General features: G+C 56.6%; 17 protein-coding genes. 11 read left to right on the plus strand and 6 right to left on the minus strand.

Features of this window, described 5'->3' with window-relative positions:
• Positions 1-4: 4 nt before the first annotated feature.
• Together SK62_RS08355 and SK62_RS08360 are read right to left on the minus strand one after the other, a co-directional pair.
• Positions 5-823, minus strand: a complete 819-nt coding sequence (locus tag SK62_RS08355; RefSeq protein WP_047719453.1) for a DUF72 domain-containing protein — start codon at positions 821-823, stop codon at positions 5-7.
• Entirely contained in the window at positions 820-1,386 is a 567-nt protein-coding gene (locus tag SK62_RS08360; protein WP_015570278.1) for a hydrolase, read from the minus strand. Before SK62_RS08360 ends, SK62_RS08355 begins: the two co-directional genes overlap by 4 nt.
• Before the next feature lie 262 nt (positions 1,387-1,648).
• Here SK62_RS08360 and aspS point away from each other — a divergent pair, with 262 nt between their 5' ends.
• From aspS to ruvB, 6 genes are all read left to right on the plus strand, one after another.
• The gene (gene aspS, locus SK62_RS08365) at positions 1,649-3,421 is read left to right on the plus strand and encodes an aspartate--tRNA ligase (RefSeq protein ID WP_017384352.1); all 1,773 of its coding nucleotides are present in this window, start codon (positions 1,649-1,651) and stop codon (positions 3,419-3,421) included.
• A 1-nt stretch (position 3,422) separates the two neighbouring features.
• Positions 3,423-3,866: a dihydroneopterin triphosphate diphosphatase gene (nudB, locus tag SK62_RS08370; protein WP_003859745.1), complete on the plus strand. Its 444-nt coding sequence runs from the start codon at positions 3,423-3,425 to the stop codon at positions 3,864-3,866.
• Positions 3,867-3,893: 27 nt separating this feature from the next.
• Positions 3,894-4,634 carry a YebC/PmpR family DNA-binding transcriptional regulator gene (locus SK62_RS08375; protein WP_003859747.1) on the plus strand — a complete coding sequence of 247 codons (741 nt, stop codon included), beginning with the start codon at positions 3,894-3,896 and terminating at the stop codon, positions 4,632-4,634.
• A 34-nt stretch (positions 4,635-4,668) separates the two neighbouring features.
• Entirely contained in the window at positions 4,669-5,190 is a 522-nt protein-coding gene (gene ruvC, locus SK62_RS08380) for a crossover junction endodeoxyribonuclease RuvC (RefSeq protein WP_003859749.1), read from the plus strand.
• An 80-nt stretch (positions 5,191-5,270) separates the two neighbouring features.
• On the plus strand, positions 5,271-5,885 hold the full coding sequence (gene ruvA / locus SK62_RS08385) for a Holliday junction branch migration protein RuvA (RefSeq protein ID WP_003859751.1): 615 nt from the start codon (positions 5,271-5,273) through the stop codon (positions 5,883-5,885).
• An 8-nt stretch (positions 5,886-5,893) separates the two neighbouring features.
• Positions 5,894-6,904: a Holliday junction branch migration DNA helicase RuvB gene (gene ruvB, locus SK62_RS08390; RefSeq protein ID WP_003859753.1), complete on the plus strand. Its 1,011-nt coding sequence runs from the start codon at positions 5,894-5,896 to the stop codon at positions 6,902-6,904.
• 52 nt (positions 6,905-6,956) lie between these two features.
• Here the strand turns inward: ruvB and znuB are convergent, their stop codons facing one another.
• Positions 6,957-7,742 carry a zinc ABC transporter permease subunit ZnuB gene (gene znuB, locus SK62_RS08395; RefSeq protein ID WP_015570280.1) on the minus strand — a complete coding sequence of 262 codons (786 nt, stop codon included), beginning with the start codon at positions 7,740-7,742 and terminating at the stop codon, positions 6,957-6,959.
• Entirely contained in the window at positions 7,739-8,494 is a 756-nt protein-coding gene (znuC, locus tag SK62_RS08400) for a zinc ABC transporter ATP-binding protein ZnuC (protein ID WP_023296807.1), read from the minus strand. The genes znuB and znuC overlap by 4 nt, the downstream gene beginning before the upstream one ends.
• A 77-nt stretch (positions 8,495-8,571) precedes the next feature.
• On the opposite strand from znuC, the gene znuA reads away from it, so the two are divergent.
• From znuA to lpxM, 3 genes are all read left to right on the plus strand, one after another.
• A complete protein-coding gene (znuA, locus tag SK62_RS08405; RefSeq protein WP_032103662.1) occupies positions 8,572-9,516 on the plus strand; it encodes a zinc ABC transporter substrate-binding protein ZnuA in 945 nt (314 codons plus the stop codon).
• Between the two features lie 15 nt (positions 9,517-9,531).
• The gene (gene mepM / locus SK62_RS08410; protein ID WP_045348798.1) at positions 9,532-10,851 is read left to right on the plus strand and encodes a murein DD-endopeptidase MepM; all 1,320 of its coding nucleotides are present in this window, start codon (positions 9,532-9,534) and stop codon (positions 10,849-10,851) included.
• Between the two features lie 117 nt (positions 10,852-10,968).
• Positions 10,969-11,940 carry a lauroyl-Kdo(2)-lipid IV(A) myristoyltransferase gene (gene lpxM / locus SK62_RS08415; RefSeq protein WP_015570283.1) on the plus strand — a complete coding sequence of 324 codons (972 nt, stop codon included), beginning with the start codon at positions 10,969-10,971 and terminating at the stop codon, positions 11,938-11,940.
• A 43-nt stretch (positions 11,941-11,983) separates the two neighbouring features.
• On the opposite strand, the gene pyk is transcribed toward lpxM, so the two are convergent.
• Both pyk and SK62_RS08425 read right to left on the minus strand, forming a co-directional pair.
• Positions 11,984-13,426, minus strand: coding sequence for a pyruvate kinase (gene pyk / locus SK62_RS08420; protein WP_003859767.1), 1,443 nt, complete (start codon positions 13,424-13,426; stop codon positions 11,984-11,986).
• 114 nt (positions 13,427-13,540) lie between these two features.
• On the minus strand, positions 13,541-14,410 hold the full coding sequence (locus SK62_RS08425) for a MurR/RpiR family transcriptional regulator (protein WP_048249470.1): 870 nt from the start codon (positions 14,408-14,410) through the stop codon (positions 13,541-13,543).
• A gap of 356 nt (positions 14,411-14,766) precedes the next feature.
• On the opposite strand from SK62_RS08425, the gene zwf reads away from it, so the two are divergent.
• Positions 14,767-16,242, plus strand: a complete 1,476-nt coding sequence (gene zwf / locus SK62_RS08430; RefSeq protein WP_003859771.1) for a glucose-6-phosphate dehydrogenase — start codon at positions 14,767-14,769, stop codon at positions 16,240-16,242.
• Positions 16,243-16,475: 233 nt separating this feature from the next.
• Positions 16,476-18,287, plus strand: a complete 1,812-nt coding sequence (edd, locus tag SK62_RS08435) for a phosphogluconate dehydratase (protein WP_047719454.1) — start codon at positions 16,476-16,478, stop codon at positions 18,285-18,287.
• Positions 18,288-18,326: the final 39 nt, after the last annotated feature.

An 18,326-nucleotide genomic window follows, 5' to 3' on the forward strand; every position in this document is an offset into this window, starting at 1 on the left:
GATTTCAGAAAAGAGAAGATTGTTGTGGGATGGACGGCGCGGGGCCAACCGACGGAACCGCCTGCTGCAAGGCTTGCCAGAGAGCATCGACCAGTTCAGGCGCCTGTGCGATATCCGGCGTATGTAAAAAAAGGTACGGCGTGGTGGTGTGCTCCCATTTCGCCAGCGTTTGCAGCCAGACGGCGAACATCTCCTCATTTTGCTGCATGTTATCGCTGCCGATAAACCGGACCATCGGGTTCTGTGCCGTTACGATCGCGTGGACGGACACTTTAGGTTTTTTGCGCTGGGCATCAACAACGGCTTCGCTGTGCGGGATTGCGCTATGTACGGGGCGGCTGTCGAGGATCACGCGGTTGACCGATCGTTCATGCAGGCCGCGATTGAGCGCTTTCTCCGCGTCGCCCTTGGCAAAGAATTCCGGATGCCTTACTTCTACGCCGTAGGTGAAGCCATGCGGCAGGGCGTCGAGAAACTGCCAGAGGGCAGGCAGGTCGCGCGGGCCAAACGTGGCGGGAAGCTGGAGCCAGTACTGGCCAATACGGTTGGCCAGAGGCGACATCCGGGTGAAAAACTCGTGGGTTAAATCATCGCAGTTGCGCAGCGCGGCGTTGTGGGAGATGGTCGCCGGGAATTTAAAGCAAAAGCGGAAGTCGTCGCTGGTTTGCTCGCGCCAGCGTTCGACGATCTCCGCGCGGGGCAGAGCGTACAGCGTGGTATTGCCCTCCACGCAGTTAAAGTGTCGGGCATACTCTTCAAGGCTGGTAATACCCAGGCGCACCCATTTCGGGTGCGACCACTGGGGCAGGCCCACGTACATCATAGCGCGCTGAGGATCTCATCCGTGCTGCGCACGCGACCGATACGCGGGAAGATATGGGTCATGCTGCCCTGGTGCTGATCCGCAGAGGCTGCGCTGCACGCATCTTCCGCGATCACCAGGTTAAAGCCCAGCTCCCAGGCGTTACGGGCGGTGGATTCCACACCGATGTTGGTGGAGATCCCGCACAGAATAATCGTGTCGATCCCGCGACGGCGCAGCTGGAGCTCCAGGTCGGTGCCGTAGAATGCGCCCCACTGGCGTTTGGTGACTTCTATATCGCTGTCGCGTTTACCGAGCGAGACAGGATATGTCCACCAGTTGTCCGGCAGCGCCTGCGCCGGGGCCTTGGCATCAACCGGCTGCTTTAACGCTTCGGCGAAATCAGCGGACCAGCCGACGCGCACCATAACAACAGGCGAGCCGCTGGCGCGGCATTTTTCTGCCAGGCGCGCAGCGCGGCTGACCACATCGTCAGCGGTGTGCGGACCACCGGCAAAAGGCAGAATGCCTTCCTGTAAATCAATGACCACAAGGGCGGTTTTGGTGGCATCAAGTGTAAACATCGTCACTCCCGTCAAATGATTGCTTTTCTACACCTTACGACGTGATGGCCTGTTATTGGTCGGATAATTTTGTTAATTTTTGTGAGAATAGGCAATAAGAGTTCAGCAAACGCGCGTCAGGCCGTGCTTCGCTCTTATCGTGCGGCAGAATTTCCAGTATAATAGCCGCCTTTTTTCATCCAGTTGTGACATACAGAAAGCTGCGACATCGTAGCCTGCGAGACAGGCGACAATCAGCCTGCGGCTAATTAAGGGATATCTCATGCGTACAGAATATTGCGGGCAGCTGCGTCAGTCCCACGTCGGGCAGCAGGTCACCCTGTGTGGTTGGGTCAATCGTCGTCGCGATCTTGGTAGCCTTATCTTTATTGATATGCGTGACCGCGAAGGTATCGTTCAGGTGTTCTTCGATCCGGATCGCGCTGATGCGTTGAAGCTGGCTTCTGAGCTGCGCAATGAGTTCTGCATTCAGGTGACGGGCACCGTGCGTGCGCGTGACGAGAAAAACGTCAACGCCGACATGGCGACCGGCGCTATCGAAGTGCTGGCGTCCGATCTGACGATCATCAACCGCGCGGAAGCGTTGCCGCTGGACTCCAACCACGTCAACACCGAAGAAGCGCGTCTGAAATACCGCTACCTGGATCTGCGTCGTCCGGAAATGGCTCAGCGCCTGAAAACCCGTGCGAAAATCACCAGCCTGGTGCGCCGTTTTATGGATGACCACGGTTTCCTTGATATCGAAACCCCGATGCTGACCAAAGCCACGCCGGAAGGCGCGCGCGACTACCTGGTGCCATCCCGCGTCCATAAAGGCAAATTCTACGCGCTGCCGCAGTCACCACAGCTTTTCAAACAGCTGCTGATGATGTCCGGCTTCGATCGCTACTATCAGATCGTGAAATGCTTCCGCGACGAAGACCTGCGCGCTGACCGTCAGCCAGAATTTACCCAGATCGATGTGGAAACCTCCTTCATGACCGCTGAGCAGGTGCGTGAGGTGATGGAAGCCCTGGTGCGTAGCCTGTGGAACGACGTGAAAGGCGTTGAGCTGGGCGATTTCCCTGTCATGACCTTCGCGGAAGCCGAGCGTCGCTACGGTTCCGACAAACCAGACCTGCGTAACCCGATGGAGCTGGTGGACGTGGCAGACCTGGTGAAAGCCGTTGAGTTCGCGGTCTTTGCTGGCCCGGCTAACGATCCGAAAGGCCGCGTGGCTGCCCTGCGCGTTCCGGGCGGTGCTGCCCTTAGCCGTAAGCAGATTGACGACTACGGCAACTTCATCAAGATCTACGGCGCGAAAGGTCTGGCCTATATTAAAGTGACCGAGCGTGCAAAAGGTCTGGAAGGCATCACCAGCCCGGTGGCGAAATTCCTGAATGCGGACATCGTGGAAGCGATCCTTGAGCGCACCGGCGCGCAGGACGGCGACATGATCTTCTTCGGCGCAGACAACAAGAAAGTGGTTGCGGATGCGATGGGCGCGCTGCGTCTGAAGCTTGGCAAAGACCTGAACCTGACCGACGAAAGCAAATGGGCGCCGCTGTGGGTAATCGACTTCCCGATGTTTGAAGACGACGGTGAAGGCGGCCTGACCGCGATGCACCACCCGTTCACCTCGCCAAAAGAGATGACGGCGGCAGAGCTGAAAGCGGCGCCGGAAGACGCGGTGGCAAACGCCTACGATATGGTCATCAACGGCTACGAAGTGGGCGGCGGTTCCGTGCGTATTCACAGCGGTGAAATGCAGCAGACCGTGTTCGGCATTCTGGGCATTAACGAGCAGGAGCAGCGCGAGAAGTTTGGCTTCCTGCTGGACGCCCTGAAGTACGGTACCCCTCCGCACGCGGGTCTGGCCTTCGGTCTTGACCGTCTGACCATGCTGCTGACCGGCACCGACAACATCCGTGATGTGATCGCCTTCCCGAAAACCACCGCAGCGGCGTGTCTGATGACTGAAGCGCCAAGCTTTGCCAACCCGGCCGCGCTGGCTGAGCTGGGCATTGAGGTGGTGAAGAAGGAAGAGAAAAACTGATATGGCATATAAGCGTCCCGTTTCGGTTCTGGTGGTCATTTATGCAGAAGACACGAAGCGGGTGCTGATGTTGCAGCGGCGCGACGATCCGGATTTCTGGCAGTCGGTTACCGGCAGCCTGGAAGAGGGAGAGACCGCGCCGCAGGCCGCCGCGCGTGAAGTAAAGGAAGAGGTCGCCATTGACGTTGCTTACGAGCAACTGACCCTGAAGGACTGTCAGCGCACGGTGGAGTTTGAAATTTTTAGCCATTTACGTCATCGCTATGCACCGGGCATTGAGCGCAATACGGAATCGTGGTTCTGCCTTGCGCTTCCCCATGAGCGGGAGATCGTGTTCACGGAACACCTGACCTACCGCTGGGTGGATGCGGCGGATGCCGCCGCACTGACCAAGTCGTGGAGCAACCGGCAGGCGATTGAAGAATTTGTAATTAACGCTGCCTGAGAAGGCGCGATTTTTGGAGAACTTTTTATGGCAGGTCATAGTAAGTGGGCCAACACCAAACACCGCAAAGCGGCACAGGATGCCAAACGCGGTAAAATATTTACCAAAATCATTCGTGAGCTGGTGACAGCGGCGCGTCTGGGCGGCGGCGATCCGGCCTCTAACCCACGTCTGCGCGCAGCGGTGGATAAAGCCCTGTCCAACAACATGACGCGTGACACCCTGAACCGTGCCATCGCACGTGGCGTGGGCGGTGATGAAGACGCGAACATGGAAACCATCATTTATGAAGGTTACGGTCCTGGCGGTACGGCGGTGATGGTTGAGTGTCTGTCCGACAACCGTAATCGTACCGTTGCGGAAGTGCGTCACGCGTTCACCAAAACCGGCGGCAACCTGGGCACTGACGGTTCTGTAGCGTACCTGTTCAGCAAAAAAGGCGTCATCTCCTTCGAGAAAGGCGACGAAGATGCGATCATGGAAGCGGCGCTGGAAGCCGGTGCGGAAGACGTGGTGACCTATGACGACGGTGCTATTGATGTTTACACCGCATGGGAAGAGATGGGTGCCGTGCGCGATGCGCTGGAAGCGGCTGGCCTGAAGGCGGATAACGCTGAAGTCTCCATGATCCCGTCTACCAAAGCGGACATGGATGCGGAAACCGCACCGAAACTGCTGCGTCTGATCGACATGCTCGAAGACTGCGACGACGTGCAGGAAGTGTATCACAACGGTGAAATCTCTGATGAGGTTGCAGCGACTCTCTGATGAGAGCCTGTAAACCGTTTACGGGAGACGCGTGATGTCGATTATTCTCGGGATTGACCCCGGCTCACGCGTCACCGGCTATGGCGTTATCCGTCAGGTGGGACGCCAGCTAACCTACCTCGGCAGCGGCTGTATTCGCACCAAAGTGGACGATCTGCCGTCGCGCCTGAAGCTCATCTATGCGGGCGTGTCGGAGATCATCACCCAGTTCCAGCCGGACTATTTCGCCATCGAGCAGGTCTTTATGGCGAAAAACGCTGACTCGGCGTTAAAGCTCGGTCAGGCGCGCGGCGTGGCGATTGTTGCCGCCGTGAACCAGGATCTGCCGGTGTTTGAGTACGCGGCCCGTCAGGTTAAGCAGACGGTGGTGGGCATTGGTAGCGCGGAGAAAAGCCAGGTGCAGCACATGGTGCGTACCCTGCTGAAGCTCCCTGCGAACCCACAGGCTGACGCCGCCGATGCGCTGGCCATTGCGATTACCCACTGTCACGTCAGCCAGAATGCGATGCAAATGAGCGAGTCGCGGCTCAATCTGGCGCGAGGCAGGTTACGATAATGACAAATCAGGCTGGATGTTTATCCAGCCTTTTTTTATTATGTCGGCAGTTAATTTCTTCCAGAACGCAGGAGCGTCACGTGATAGGCAGACTCAGAGGCATCATCATTGAAAAACAACCCCCGTTAGTACTGCTGGAAGTGGGTGGCGTGGGCTATGAAGTCCATATGCCAATGACCTGCTTCTATGAGCTGCCGGAGGCGGGCAAAGAGGCGGTTGTCTTTACCCAGTTTGTGGTGCGTGAAGACGCTCAGCTGCTGTACGGCTTCAATAACAAACAGGAACGCACCCTGTTCCGCGAATTGATTAAAACCAACGGCGTCGGGCCGAAGCTGGCCCTGGCGATTCTGTCCGGTATGTCAGCGCCACAGTTTGTGAACGCCGTTGAGCGTGAAGATCCAGCTGCGTTAATTAAACTTCCTGGCATCGGGAAGAAAACCGCCGAGCGCCTGATTGTCGAGATGAAGGACCGCTTCAAAGGTCTGCATGGCGATCTGTTCACGCCGGCAGCCGATCTGGTGCTGACTTCCCCGGGCGCGCCTGCATCTGATGATGATGCCGAGCAGGAAGCGGTTGCCGCGCTGGTGGCGCTGGGCTATAAACCTCAGGAGGCCAGCCGGATGGTGAGCAAAATTGCTAAACCGGATGCCAGCAGTGAAACTCTGATTCGTGAAGCGCTGCGCGCTGCATTGTGAGGTAAAGGATGATTGAAGCAGACCGCCTGGTATCGGCAGGCACCATTCAGCCAGATGACGTGGTGGATCGCGCGATCCGTCCCAAATTGCTGGATGAGTACATCGGCCAGCCGCAGGTTCGTTCTCAGATGGAGATTTTCATCCAGGCGGCAAAGCTGCGCGGCGATGCGCTCGATCACCTGCTGATTTTTGGGCCGCCGGGGTTAGGTAAAACCACCCTGGCGAATATCGTCGCCAATGAAATGGGCGTTAACCTGCGTACCACCTCCGGTCCGGTACTGGAGAAAGCAGGGGACCTGGCGGCGATGCTGACCAACCTCGAACCGCATGACGTGCTGTTTATCGATGAGATCCACCGTCTTTCACCGGTGGTGGAGGAAGTGCTCTATCCGGCAATGGAGGATTACCAGCTGGATATCATGATCGGTGAAGGCCCGGCCGCGCGCTCGATCAAAATCGATCTGCCACCGTTTACCCTGATTGGCGCCACGACCCGCGCCGGCTCGCTGACCTCTCCACTACGCGACCGTTTTGGTATCGTGCAGCGTCTGGAGTTTTATCAGGTGCCCGACCTTCAGCATATTGTAGGGCGCAGCGCGCGCTACATGGGGCTGGATATGAGCGAAGAGGGGGCGTTTGAAGTGGCGAAGCGCTCCCGCGGTACGCCGCGTATCGCCAACCGCCTGCTGCGCCGGGTGCGTGACTTTGCCGAGGTGAAGCACGACGGCACTATATCGGCCGAGATCGCCGCCCAGGCGCTGGATATGCTGAATGTCGATGCCGAAGGTTTTGACTACATGGACCGTAAGCTGCTGCTGGCGGTGCTGGATAAGTTCTTTGGCGGGCCAGTAGGGCTGGATAACCTGGCGGCGGCAATTGGCGAAGAGCGTGAGACTATCGAGGACGTGCTGGAGCCGTATCTGATCCAGCAGGGCTTCTTACAGCGAACCCCACGTGGTCGTATGGCGACGGTGCGGGCGTGGAATCATTTCGGTATTACGCCGCCCGCGATGCCGTAAGCATCGATAAATGGTAGCCCCGGTAAGCGAAACGCCACCGGGGACATGCTGACTACTGCGCGGTCTTTTTCATCATACTGAAAATAAACAACACCGCCGCGCACAATACCACCGACGGCCCCGCTGGCGTGTCATAAAACGCCGAGAAAGTTAACCCGCCCGTCACCGCGATCATTCCGATAATCACCGCGATACCGGCCATTTGCTCCGGCGTACGCGCAAAACGGCGCGCCGTGGCGGCAGGGATTATCAGCAGCGACGTGATGATCAGCGCGCCGACAAACTTCATCGCCACGCCGATGGTTAACGCCGTCACCAGCATCAATAGCAGCTTCACGCGCTGAAGCTTCACGCCGTCGACAAAGGCCAGATCCGGGCTGACGGTCATAGCCAGTAAATTTCGCCACTGCCACAGCAGGATCCCGAGCACCACTGCCACGCCAATGGCAATAGAAATCAGATCTTCGGGCGTGACGGCCAGCAGATCGCCGAACAGATAGGCCATCAGGTCCACGCGGATGTTTGACATCAGGCTCACTACCACCAGGCCCAGCGACAGGGCGCTGTGCGCCATAATGCCGAGCAGGGTATCAATTGCCAGATGAGGGCGTTTTTCCAGCCAGACCAGACCGGCAGCCAGCAGCAGCGTGACGACAATCACCGCATAAAATGGGTTCACGTCCAGTAACAAACCAAACGCCACACCCAGCAATGAAGCATGGGCCAGCGTATCGCCGAAATAGGACATTCTGCGCCAGACGACAAACGAGCCGAGTGGACCCGCGGCGCAGGCAAGCATAATCCCGGCCAGCCAGCCGGGCAGTAACAGTTCAATCATGAGTGTCCATTTCCCCGACGCAGGACGATTCGTCCCTGTAAATCATGGCGGTGATTGTGATTATGACGATAGATGCCCAGTTGCTCGGCGCCACGATGGCCAAACATAGAGATAAATTCCGGATGCATTGACACCACTTCCGGCGTGCCGGAACAACAAATGTGATGGTTCAGGCACAGCACTTCGTCGGTTTTGGCCATCACCAGGTGCAGATCATGGGACACCATCAGCACCGCGCAGTTTAGCTCCCGACGGAGCTGGTCAATCAGATCGTACAGCGCAACCTGACCGTTGACGTCAACACCCTGCGTCGGCTCGTCCAGGACCAGCAGCTGAGGGCTGCTGAGCAGGGCGCGGGCAAGTAATACGCGCTGGGTTTCACCGCCCGACAGCTTTTGCAAGGGCGCCTCAACAAGATGTCCCGCCTGAACGCGTTTCAGCGCCGGGAGGATATCCGCTTTACGCGTACCGGGACGGAGGCGCAGGAAGCGGCTCACCGTCAGGGGCAGGGTGGCATCGAGGTGTAATTTTTGCGGCACATAGCCGATACGCAACTTGTCTTGGCGGACGATAACACCTGCGTCAGGGGCTACCAGGCCTAATACGACGCGTACCAGCGTCGACTTGCCTGCACCGTTAGGGCCGAGCAGCGTGAGTATTTTGCCGGGCTTCAGATTCAGCGACACCTCAGAAAGGACGCGGCGCTGGCCGAATGAGACCGAAACATTTTCAAGAGAAACTAAAGTCGTCATGTCAATTTAAGCTTGCAGAAGTCATCGAATGTTATAATATCACATTCCACGCATTCATTACGATGATTAGTCGCATTATGTTACAGAAAAATACGCTTCTTTTCGCAGCTTTATCCGCTGCTCTTTGGGGTACAACAGCACAAGATGTTAACGCCGCCGTTGTCGCTTCGCTTAAACCGCTTGGATTTATCGCCTCTGCCATCGCGGATGGGGTCACTGAGACCCAGGTTCTGCTGCCTGACGGTGCTTCCGAGCATGATTATTCCCTGCGTCCATCTGATGTAAAACGCTTACAGAACGCGGACTTAGTCGTCTGGATTGGTCCTGAGATGGAAGCGTTCATGCAGAAGTCAGCCAGTCAGCTTCCCGCTGAGAAACAGGTGACGATTGCCGGGCTGTCCGGCGTGAAACCGTTACTCATGAAAGGAGCTGAGGACGAGGGTGACGAACACGACCACGACCATGCTCACGGTGAAAAAGGTGACGACCATCACCATCACGGCGAATACAACATGCATCTCTGGCTCTCCCCAGAGATAGCGCGGCTTACAGCGGTTGCAATCCACGACAAATTAGTGGAACTTATGCCGCAAAGTCGAATCAAACTCGACGCCAACCTGAAGGATTTTGAGGCTCAATTAGCCGCAACCGACAAACAGGTGGGTAACGAGCTCGCACCGCTTAAAGGAAAAGGGTACTTTGTTTTTCATGATGCCTACGGGTATTACGAGAAACATTACGGTCTGACCCCGCTGGGGCATTTTACCGTCAACCCTGAAATTCAGCCTGGTGCGCAGCGTTTACATGAAATCAGAACACAGTTGGTTGAGCAAAAAGCGACATGCGTTTTTGCTGAGCCACAGTTCAGGCCAGCGGTCGTAGAAGCCGTGGCCAGGGGAACATCCGTGCGCATGGGAACCCTTGACCCGCTAGGTACGAACATCCAGTTGAGCAAAGCGAGCTATTCGCAGTTCCTCAGCCAACTGGCGAATCAGTATGCGAGCTGCCTGAAAGGAGATTAACGAGGAAGTGAATACGTGCAACAGATAGCCCGCTCTGTCGCCCTGGCATTTAACAATCTGCCTCGACCCCACCGCGTTATGCTGGGGTCGCTTACAGTTCTCACATTAGCGGTCGCCGTCTGGCGGCCCTATGTTTACCACCCGAGTTCCGCCCCAATCATTAAAACCATCGAACTGGAGAAGAGCGAGATCCGCTCTCTGCTGCCTGAGGCCAGCGAGCCTATCGATCAGGCCGCTCAGGAAGATGAAGCGATTCCCCAGGATGAGCTGGATGACAAGATCCAGAATGAAGCCGGCATTCATGAATATGTTGTTTCTACTGGCGATACGCTGAGCAGCGTCCTGAACCAGTACGGTATCGACATGGGCAACATCAGCCAGCTCGCCGCATCCGATAAAGAGCTGCGTAACCTGAAAATTGGTCAGCAGCTTTCCTGGACCCTAACGCCCGACGGCGATCTGCAACGTCTGACCTGGGAGATGTCCCGTCGCGAAACCCGCACCTACGATCGCACTGCAAACGGTTTCAAAATGACCAGCGAATTGCAGCAGGGCGACTGGGTTAACAGCGTCATGAAAGGGACCGTCGGCGGCAGCTTTGTTTCCAGCGCACGCGATGCCGGCCTGACCAGCGCTGAAATCAGCTCGGTGATCAAAGCCATGCAGTGGCAGATGGATTTCCGCAAACTGAAAAAAGGCGATCAGTTCTCTGTCCTGATGTCCCGCGAAATGCTGGACGGTAAGCGCGAGCAGAGCCAACTGGTGGGCGTTCGTCTGCGTTCAGACGGCAAAGACTACTACGCTATTCGCGCGGAAGACGGTAAGTTCTATGACCGCAGCGGTACGGGTCTGGCAAAAGGCTTCCTGCGTTTCCCAACGGCGAAACAGTTCCGCGTCTCCTCCAACTTCAACCCGCGTCGTCTGAACCCGGTAACTGGCCGCGTAGCGCCGCACCGTGGCGTTGACTTCGCCATGCCGCAGGGCACGCCAGTGCTGGCGGTAGGGGATGGTGAAGTGGTCATGGCGAAACGCAGCGGTGCTGCTGGCTACTACGTTGCTATTCGTCACGGTCGTACGTACACCACCCGCTACATGCACCTGCGTAAACTGCTGGTCAAACCGGGCCAGAAAGTGAAACGTGGCGATCGCATCGCGTTGTCCGGTAACACCGGCCGGTCGACGGGGCCGCACCTGCACTACGAAGTGTGGATCAACCAGCAGGCAGTTAACCCGCTGACGGCAAAACTGCCGCGCACCGAAGGGCTGACCGGCAAAGATCGCAAAGATTACCTGGCGCAGGTGAAAGAGTTGATGCCGCAGCTGCGCTTCGACTAAGCTCTCCTGATTTAAAAAGCCGGCGTCAGTATGCGCCGGCTTTTTCTTTTGTGCGCGGGCGGCAGCCTCGCTACACTATCCGAATATATTTTTGCGTCACCAGACCCTGGAACCCGCATGGAAACCAAAAAAAACAATATTGAGTACATTCCCGAGTTTGAAAAATCTTTTCGCCACCCGCGTAACTGGGGCGCCTGGCTTGGCGTATACGCGTTTGCTGGCATGGCGTTGCTACCTGCTTCCCTCCGCGATCCGGTGCTCGGCAAAGTGGGGCGCCTGGCAGGGCGCTTAGGTAAAAGCGCACGCCGCCGCGCGCAAATAAATCTGTTGTACTGTTTTCCGGATAAAAGCGACGCTGAACGCGAAGCAATCATTGATGACATGTATACCACCGCGCCACAGGCCATGGCGATGATGGCGGAACTGGCGCTGAAAGGGCCGGAGAAGATCGTCGAACGCGTTGACTGGAAAGGGCTGGAGATCATCGACGAGATGCGTCGCAATGATGAAAAGGTGATTTTCCTGGTGCCGCACGGCTGGGGGGTAGACATTCCGGCGATGTTAATGGCGTCGCAGGGCCAGAAAATGGCGGCGATGTTCCATAATCAGGGAAACAAAATCTACGACTTCGTCTGGAATACCGTGCGCCGTCGCTTTGGCGGGCGTTTGCACGCCCGAAACGATGGCATTAAGCCTTTCATTCAGTCGGTACGTCAGGGTTACTGGGGCTACTATCTGCCCGATCAGGACCACGGCCCGGAACACAGCGAGTTTGTCGATTTCTTCGCAACCTATAAAGCCACGCTACCCGCGATTGGTCGCCTGATGAAAGTCTGCCGCGCCCGCGTGATCCCACTGTTCCCGGTTTATGACGGTAAAACGCATCGCCTGAGCATTGAGGTACGTCCGCCGATGGACGATCTGCTGACCGCAGACGATCACACCATCGCACGTCGCATGAATGAAGAGGTGGAGGTGCTGGTGGGGCCGCATAAGGAGCAATATACGTGGATCCTGAAGCTGCTCAAAACGCGTAAACCTGGCGAAACAGAGCCGTACAAGCGTAAAGAGCTTTTCCCGAAGAAATAGGAAACCTTCACCCCTCTCCCCTTAGGGGAGAGGGGATTGGAGCTTACTCTACGGTCAGTACGCGGGTGGTATTGGTTGAGCCGATGGTGCTCATCACGTCACCCTGCGTCACGATAACGATATCACCGGATACCAGATAACCTTTGTCGCGCAGCAGGTTCACGGCATCGTGCGCGGCGGCCACGCCGTCGTTGGTGCTGTCGAAGTATACTGGCGTCACGCCGCGATACAGCGCCGTCAGGTTCAGCGTACGCTCGTGACGGGACATGGCGAAGATCGGCAGACCGGAGCTGATACGGGACGTCATTAGCGCGGTACGGCCAGATTCGGTCATGGTGATGATCGCCGTGACCCCTTTCAGGTGGTTGGCTGCGTACATCGCGGACATCGCAATCGCTTCTTCCACGTTGTCGAACTGAATGTCCAGACGGTGTTTAGAGACGTTAATGCTTGGGATCTTCTCTGCACCCAGGCACACGCGCGCCATGGCGGCCACGGTTTCTGCCGGATACTGACCTGCCGCGGTTTCCGCTGACAGCATCACCGCATCGGTACCATCCAGCACGGCGTTCGCCACGTCCATGACTTCCGCACGGGTTGGCATTGGGTTGGTGATCATGGATTCCATCATCTGGGTGGCGGTGATCACCGCGCGGTTCAGCTGACGCGCGCGACGGATCAGCGCTTTCTGGATACCGACCAGTTCAGGGTCGCCAATTTCCACGCCCAGGTCACCACGGGCAACCATCACCACGTCAGACGCCAGGATCACGTCGTCCATCGCGTCCTGATCGCAGACCGCTTCAGCGCGTTCCACTTTCGCAACGATTTTCGCATCGCAGCCTGCATCGCGCGCCAGGCGGCGAGCATAGTTCAGATCTTCGCCGCAGCGCGGGAAGGAGACGGCCAGGTAATCCACGCCGATCTGCGCTGCGGTCACGATATCCGCTTTGTCTTTATCGGTCAGCGCTTCGGCAGACAGGCCACCGCCGAGTTTGTTGATGCCTTTGTTGTTGGAGAGCGGGCCGCCGACGGTCACTTCGGTGAATACCTTCATACCCTGAACTTCCAGCACTTTCAGCTGTACGCGTCCGTCGTCCAGCAGCAGGATGTCGCCAGGCACAACGTCAGCAGGCAGACCTTTGTAGTCGATACCCACTTTTTCCTTATCGCCTTCGCCTTTGCTCAGGTTGGCATCCAGCAGGAATTTATCGCCGATGTTGAGGAAGACTTTGCCTTCTTTAAAGGTCGATACGCGGATTTTTGGACCTTGCAGGTCACCGAGGATAGCAACATGGCGGCCCAGTTTAGCTGCGATTTCACGCACTTTGTCGGCACGTAATTTATGGTCTTCTGGCGTACCGTGAGAGAAGTTCATGCGCACCACGTTGGCACCCGCGGCGATAATCTTTTCGAGGTTATTATCGCGGTCGGTGGCCGGGCCTAAGGTGGTGACGATCTTGGTTCTGCGAAGCCTTCTGGACATGTAATACTCCGTTGACTGAAACAACTTTGGTGTTGCGTGAACATAGAATCGGCCTTCATCTATCGCAAGGCAGTAGCGAGGGGACCGAATGCCGTAAATCGTACATCGTAGTTATTAGGGAACATCGCTCTTTATAAGCAATTCTTTATCAAAACGCGATTCTTTCAGGGCTTCCTTGACCCGCTTCAAGTTATCCCGGAATTTTGCGCCCCGGCGTAAGGTAAAACCGGTCGCCAGCACGTCGATGACCGTCAACTGCGCCAGGCGGGAGACCATCGGCATGTACATGTCGGTGTCCTCCGGTACGTCCAGGGTAATGGCGAGCGTCGCTTCCCGGGCCAGCGGCGTACCTGCCGTCGTCAGGGCGATGACCATCGCATCGTTGTCACGCGCGAGCTGCGCCAGCTCCACCTGGCTCTTGGTGCGGCCCGTATGGGAGATGAGTACCACGACATCATCTTCACTACAATTCATACAGCTCATGCGTTGCAGCACAATGTCATCGGAGTAAATCACCGGCACGTTAAAGCGAAAGAACTTATTCATGGCGTCATGCGCCACGGCGGCGGACGAGCCAAGGCCAAAGAAGGCAATCCGTTTGGCCTGCGTGAGAAGATCGACCGCGCGATTCACTGAACTCATGCCCAGAGACTGGCGAACGTGGTCGAGCGTGGCCATAGCCGATTCAAATATTTTTGCGGTGTAAGCATCAACGCTGTCGTCTTCATCTACATTGCGATTAACATACGGGGTGCCGTTTGCCAGACTTTGGGCCAGATGCAGTTTAAAATCAGGAAAGCCGCGCGTGTCCAGACTACGACAGAATCGATTGACCGTCGGTTCGCTGACGCCCGATTCCTGTGCCAGAGCGGCGATGCTTGAATGAATCGCCTGAGCGGGCGCGGCGAGAATAACTTCAGCCACTTTGCGCTCGGATTTGCTAAGGTGTTCCAGTTGAAACTGGATTTTTTCCAGCATGTTCATTGTTAACAAGACGCTCATGAGGGCATAAACGATTTCATAAAGAGATGAAATCTTGATTCGATTTAGCCGATATTACCCCCGGGACTCCCGAAAGGGTAATCGTCGACAAGAAATGTTGTTGTTTTTTTTCATTACTTGATCGACGTCGGGTTTTGCTCTGACCCTGTTGCGCAAAGAATCGACGTTTGTTGCGTCATCAGACGGGCGTAATGGCCCGGGCGACGAAAAATCACCGTATCGCACGCGACGTTAAGCGCTAATGGTTTCAGGAAACGCGTAAAAGCAGTACAGTGCATTGTAATAAAATTACAACGATACCTGGCAGAGTACCAGGCGATCTAACTGAGGAGAATGACATGGCGGTAACGCAAACAGCCCAGGCATGTGACCTGGTCATTTTCGGCGCTAAAGGCGATCTTGCACGCCGAAAATTGCTGCCTTCCCTGTATCAGCTCGAAAAAGCGGGCCAGATCCATCCCGACACCCGCATCCTTGGGGTAGGGCGCGCAGACTGGGATAAGGAGGCTTATACCAAAGTCGTGCGCGAGGCGCTCGAAACGTTCATGAAAGAGAAAATCGATGAAAGCCTTTGGGATAAGCTGAGCGGGCGTCTCGATTTCTGCAACCTGGACGTCAACGATGTAGGCGCCTTTACCCGTCTGGGTGAAATGCTTGACCAGGAAAATCGTGTCACTATTAACTATTTCGCGATGCCGCCAAGCACCTTCGGCGCCATCTGCAAAGGTCTGGGCGAGGCGAAGCTGAACGCCAAACCGGCGCGCGTGGTGATGGAGAAACCGCTGGGTACGTCGCTGGCGACCTCGCGTGAAATCAACGACCAGGTGGGCGAGTTCTTTGAGGAGTGTCAGGTTTACCGTATTGACCACTATCTGGGCAAAGAGACGGTACTGAACCTGCTGGCGCTGCGTTTTGCCAACTCCCTGTTCGTGAACAACTGGGACAACCGCACTATCGACCACGTGGAAATTACCGTGGCGGAAGAGGTGGGCATCGAAGGCCGTTGGGGCTACTTCGACCAGGCCGGCCAGATGCGTGACATGATCCAGAACCACCTGCTGCAAATTCTGTGCATGATTGCCATGTCTCCACCGTCAGATCTGACGGCCGACAGCATTCGTGACGCCAAAGTGAAAGTACTGAAATCACTGCGCCGTATTGACCGCTCCAACGTACGTGAGAAAACCGTGCGCGGCCAGTACACCGCAGGTTTTGCCCAGGGGAAAAAAGTTCCTGGCTATCTGGAAGAAGAGGGCGCGAACAAGTCCAGCAACACCGAGACGTTTGTGGCGATCCGCGTGGATATCGACGACTGGCGCTGGGCCGGTGTGCCGTTCTACCTGCGTACCGGTAAACGTCTGCCGGCAAAATGCTCCGAAGTGGTGGTCTACTTCAAAAATCCGGAACTGAACCTGTTCAAAGAATCCTGGCAGGAACTGCCGCAGAACAAACTGACCATCCGTCTGCAACCGGACGAGGGTGTGGATATTCAGATCCTCAACAAAGTGCCGGGCCTTGATCACAAACACAACCTGCAAACTACCAAGCTGGACCTGAGCTACTCTGAAACCTTCAACCAGACGCATCTCGCCGATGCTTACGAGCGTCTGCTGCTGGAAACCATGCGTGGTATCCAGGCGCTGTTCGTCCGCCGCGATGAAGTGGAAGAGGCGTGGAAGTGGGTCGACTCCATCACCGAAGCGTGGGCAGCCGATCAGGACGCGCCAAAACCGTATCAGGCGGGAACATGGGGACCTGTCGCCTCCGTTGCGATGATCACCCGTGATGGCCGCTCCTGGAACGAGTTTGAATAACCACCTTCTCTAGCCCAAAGGTGTTATTTTACCGGTAACATGATCTAACACAGCAAGTGGCATAATTTTTATCTTTTAAGCTCCGCGTGGATTCACCCGCGGAGCTTTTTTTATTACACTCCCTTCAGACATTTTGCCCCTGTGCTCCGGATATCAGGCGTTTCAGCGTTGTTAACAACCGTCAGAAACTGTGTAAACTCCCGAGCCTGGACAGATAAATTAGAGGAGCTTTTATGAATCCGACATTGTTACGCGTAACACAGCGCATTGTTGAGCGCTCGAAAGAGACCCGTACTGCCTACCTTGCCCGCATCGAACAGGCGAAGAGTGAAACTGTCCATCGCTCTCAGCTGGCCTGCGGGAATCTGGCCCACGGCTTTGCGGCCTGCCAGCCTGGTGATAAAGACGCGCTGAAAAGCATGTTGCGTAACAATATCGCCATCATTACCTCCTATAACGACATGCTTTCAGCCCACCAGCCGTATGAGGCCTACCCGGCTATCATCCGCAATGCGCTGCACAGCGTGAACGCGGTGGGCCAGGTTGCAGGCGGCGTGCCGGCCATGTGTGATGGCGTAACCCAGGGCCAGGACGGTATGGAGCTGTCCTTGCTGAGCCGCGAAGTGATCGCCATGTCGGCGGCAGTGGGCCTCTCTCACAACATGTTTGATGGCGCGCTCTATCTGGGCGTGTGCGACAAAATCGTCCCGGGGCTGGTGATGGCCGCGCTGTCGTTTGGCCATCTGCCAGCGATTTTTGTGCCGTCAGGCCCGATGGCTAGCGGTCTGCCAAACAAGGAAAAAGTCCGTATCCGCCAGCTGTATGCCGAAGGAAAAGCGGACCGTCAGGCACTGCTGGAAGCGGAAGCCGCGTCCTATCATGCGCCGGGCACCTGTACGTTCTACGGTACGGCCAACACCAACCAGATGGTGGTGGAGTTTATGGGTATGCAGCTGCCGGGCTCGTCGTTCATCCAGCCAGATGCGCCACTGCGTAAAGCGCTGACCGAAGCCGCAGCCCGTCAGGTGACGCGCCTGACCGGTAACGGCAACGAGTGGATGCCAATGGGCAAAATGGTGGATGAAAAAGTCATCGTAAACGGGATTGTCGCCCTGCTGGCGACCGGCGGTTCAACCAACCATACCATGCACCTTGTCGCGATGGCGCGCGCGGTGGGCATTCTGATCAACTGGGATGACTTCTCCGATATCTCCTCCGTGGTACCGCTGATGGCGCGTCTGTACCCGAACGGTCCGGCGGACATCAACCACTTCCAGGCCGCGGGCGGCGTGCCGGTGCTGATGCGCGAGCTGCTGAAAGGCGGCCTGCTGCATGAGGATGTCAACACGGTGGCGGGCTTTGGCCTGCATCGCTATACCCTTGAACCCTGGCTGAACAACGGTGAGCTGGACTGGCGCGAAGGGGCGAGCGACTCGCTCGATCCTCAGGTTATCGCAACCTTCGAACAGCCGTTCTCTCCTCACGGCGGCACCAAAGTGCTGAGCGGTAACCTTGGACGTGCCGTGATGAAAACCTCTGCCGTGCCGGAAGGGAATCAGGTTATCGAAGCCCCGGCGGTGGTGTTTGAAAGCCAGCACGACGTTTTACCTGCCTTTGACGCGGGTCTGCTTGATAAAGACTGTGTGGTCGTGGTGCGTCATCAGGGACCAAAAGCGAACGGGATGCCAGAATTACATAAACTTATGCCGCCGCTTGGTGTATTATTGGACCGCCGTTTCAAAATTGCACTGGTAACCGATGGACGCCTTTCAGGGGCATCCGGTAAAGTGCCTTCAGCGATTCATGTCACCCCGGAAGCCTACGACGGCGGCCTGCTGGCGAAAGTGCGTGATGGTGACATGATCCGCGTTAACGGTCAGACAGGCGAGTTAACCCTGCTGGTGGATGAAGCAGAGCTGGCGGCGCGTCAGCCACATATTCCTGACCTGAGCGCGTCACGCGTGGGTACCGGACGCGAAATGTTTGGTGCGTTGCGTGAGAAACTCTCCGGTGCGGAGCAGGGCGCAACCTGTATTACGTTTTAAGACGACTTGATTTTAACGATCTGGCGAGAGAAAACTCTG

The organism is Enterobacter sp. BIDMC109 (assembly GCF_001037885.1).
Taxonomy (GTDB): Bacteria; Pseudomonadota; Gammaproteobacteria; order Enterobacterales; family Enterobacteriaceae; genus Enterobacter; species Enterobacter hormaechei_C.

Coding starts and splice junctions, on each gene's coding strand:
- SK62_RS08355 (WP_047719453.1), bottom strand. CDS start 823: ATGATGTACGTGGGCCTGCCCCAGTGGTCGCACCCGAAATGGGTGCGC.
- SK62_RS08360 (WP_015570278.1), bottom strand. CDS start 1,386: ATGTTTACACTTGATGCCACCAAAACCGCCCTTGTGGTCATTGATTTA.
- aspS (WP_017384352.1), top strand. CDS start 1,649: ATGCGTACAGAATATTGCGGGCAGCTGCGTCAGTCCCACGTCGGGCAG.
- nudB (WP_003859745.1), top strand. CDS start 3,423: ATGGCATATAAGCGTCCCGTTTCGGTTCTGGTGGTCATTTATGCAGAA.
- SK62_RS08375 (WP_003859747.1), top strand. CDS start 3,894: ATGGCAGGTCATAGTAAGTGGGCCAACACCAAACACCGCAAAGCGGCA.
- ruvC (WP_003859749.1), top strand. CDS start 4,669: ATGTCGATTATTCTCGGGATTGACCCCGGCTCACGCGTCACCGGCTAT.
- ruvB (WP_003859753.1), top strand. CDS start 5,894: ATGATTGAAGCAGACCGCCTGGTATCGGCAGGCACCATTCAGCCAGAT.
- znuB (WP_015570280.1), bottom strand. CDS start 7,742: ATGATTGAACTGTTACTGCCCGGCTGGCTGGCCGGGATTATGCTTGCC.
- znuC (WP_023296807.1), bottom strand. CDS start 8,494: ATGACGACTTTAGTTTCTCTTGAAAATGTTTCGGTCTCATTCGGCCAG.
- znuA (WP_032103662.1), top strand. CDS start 8,572: ATGTTACAGAAAAATACGCTTCTTTTCGCAGCTTTATCCGCTGCTCTT.
- lpxM (WP_015570283.1), top strand. CDS start 10,969: ATGGAAACCAAAAAAAACAATATTGAGTACATTCCCGAGTTTGAAAAA.
- pyk (WP_003859767.1), bottom strand. CDS start 13,426: ATGTCCAGAAGGCTTCGCAGAACCAAGATCGTCACCACCTTAGGCCCG.
- SK62_RS08425 (WP_048249470.1), bottom strand. CDS start 14,410: ATGAACATGCTGGAAAAAATCCAGTTTCAACTGGAACACCTTAGCAAA.
- zwf (WP_003859771.1), top strand. CDS start 14,767: ATGGCGGTAACGCAAACAGCCCAGGCATGTGACCTGGTCATTTTCGGC.
- edd (WP_047719454.1), top strand. CDS start 16,476: ATGAATCCGACATTGTTACGCGTAACACAGCGCATTGTTGAGCGCTCG.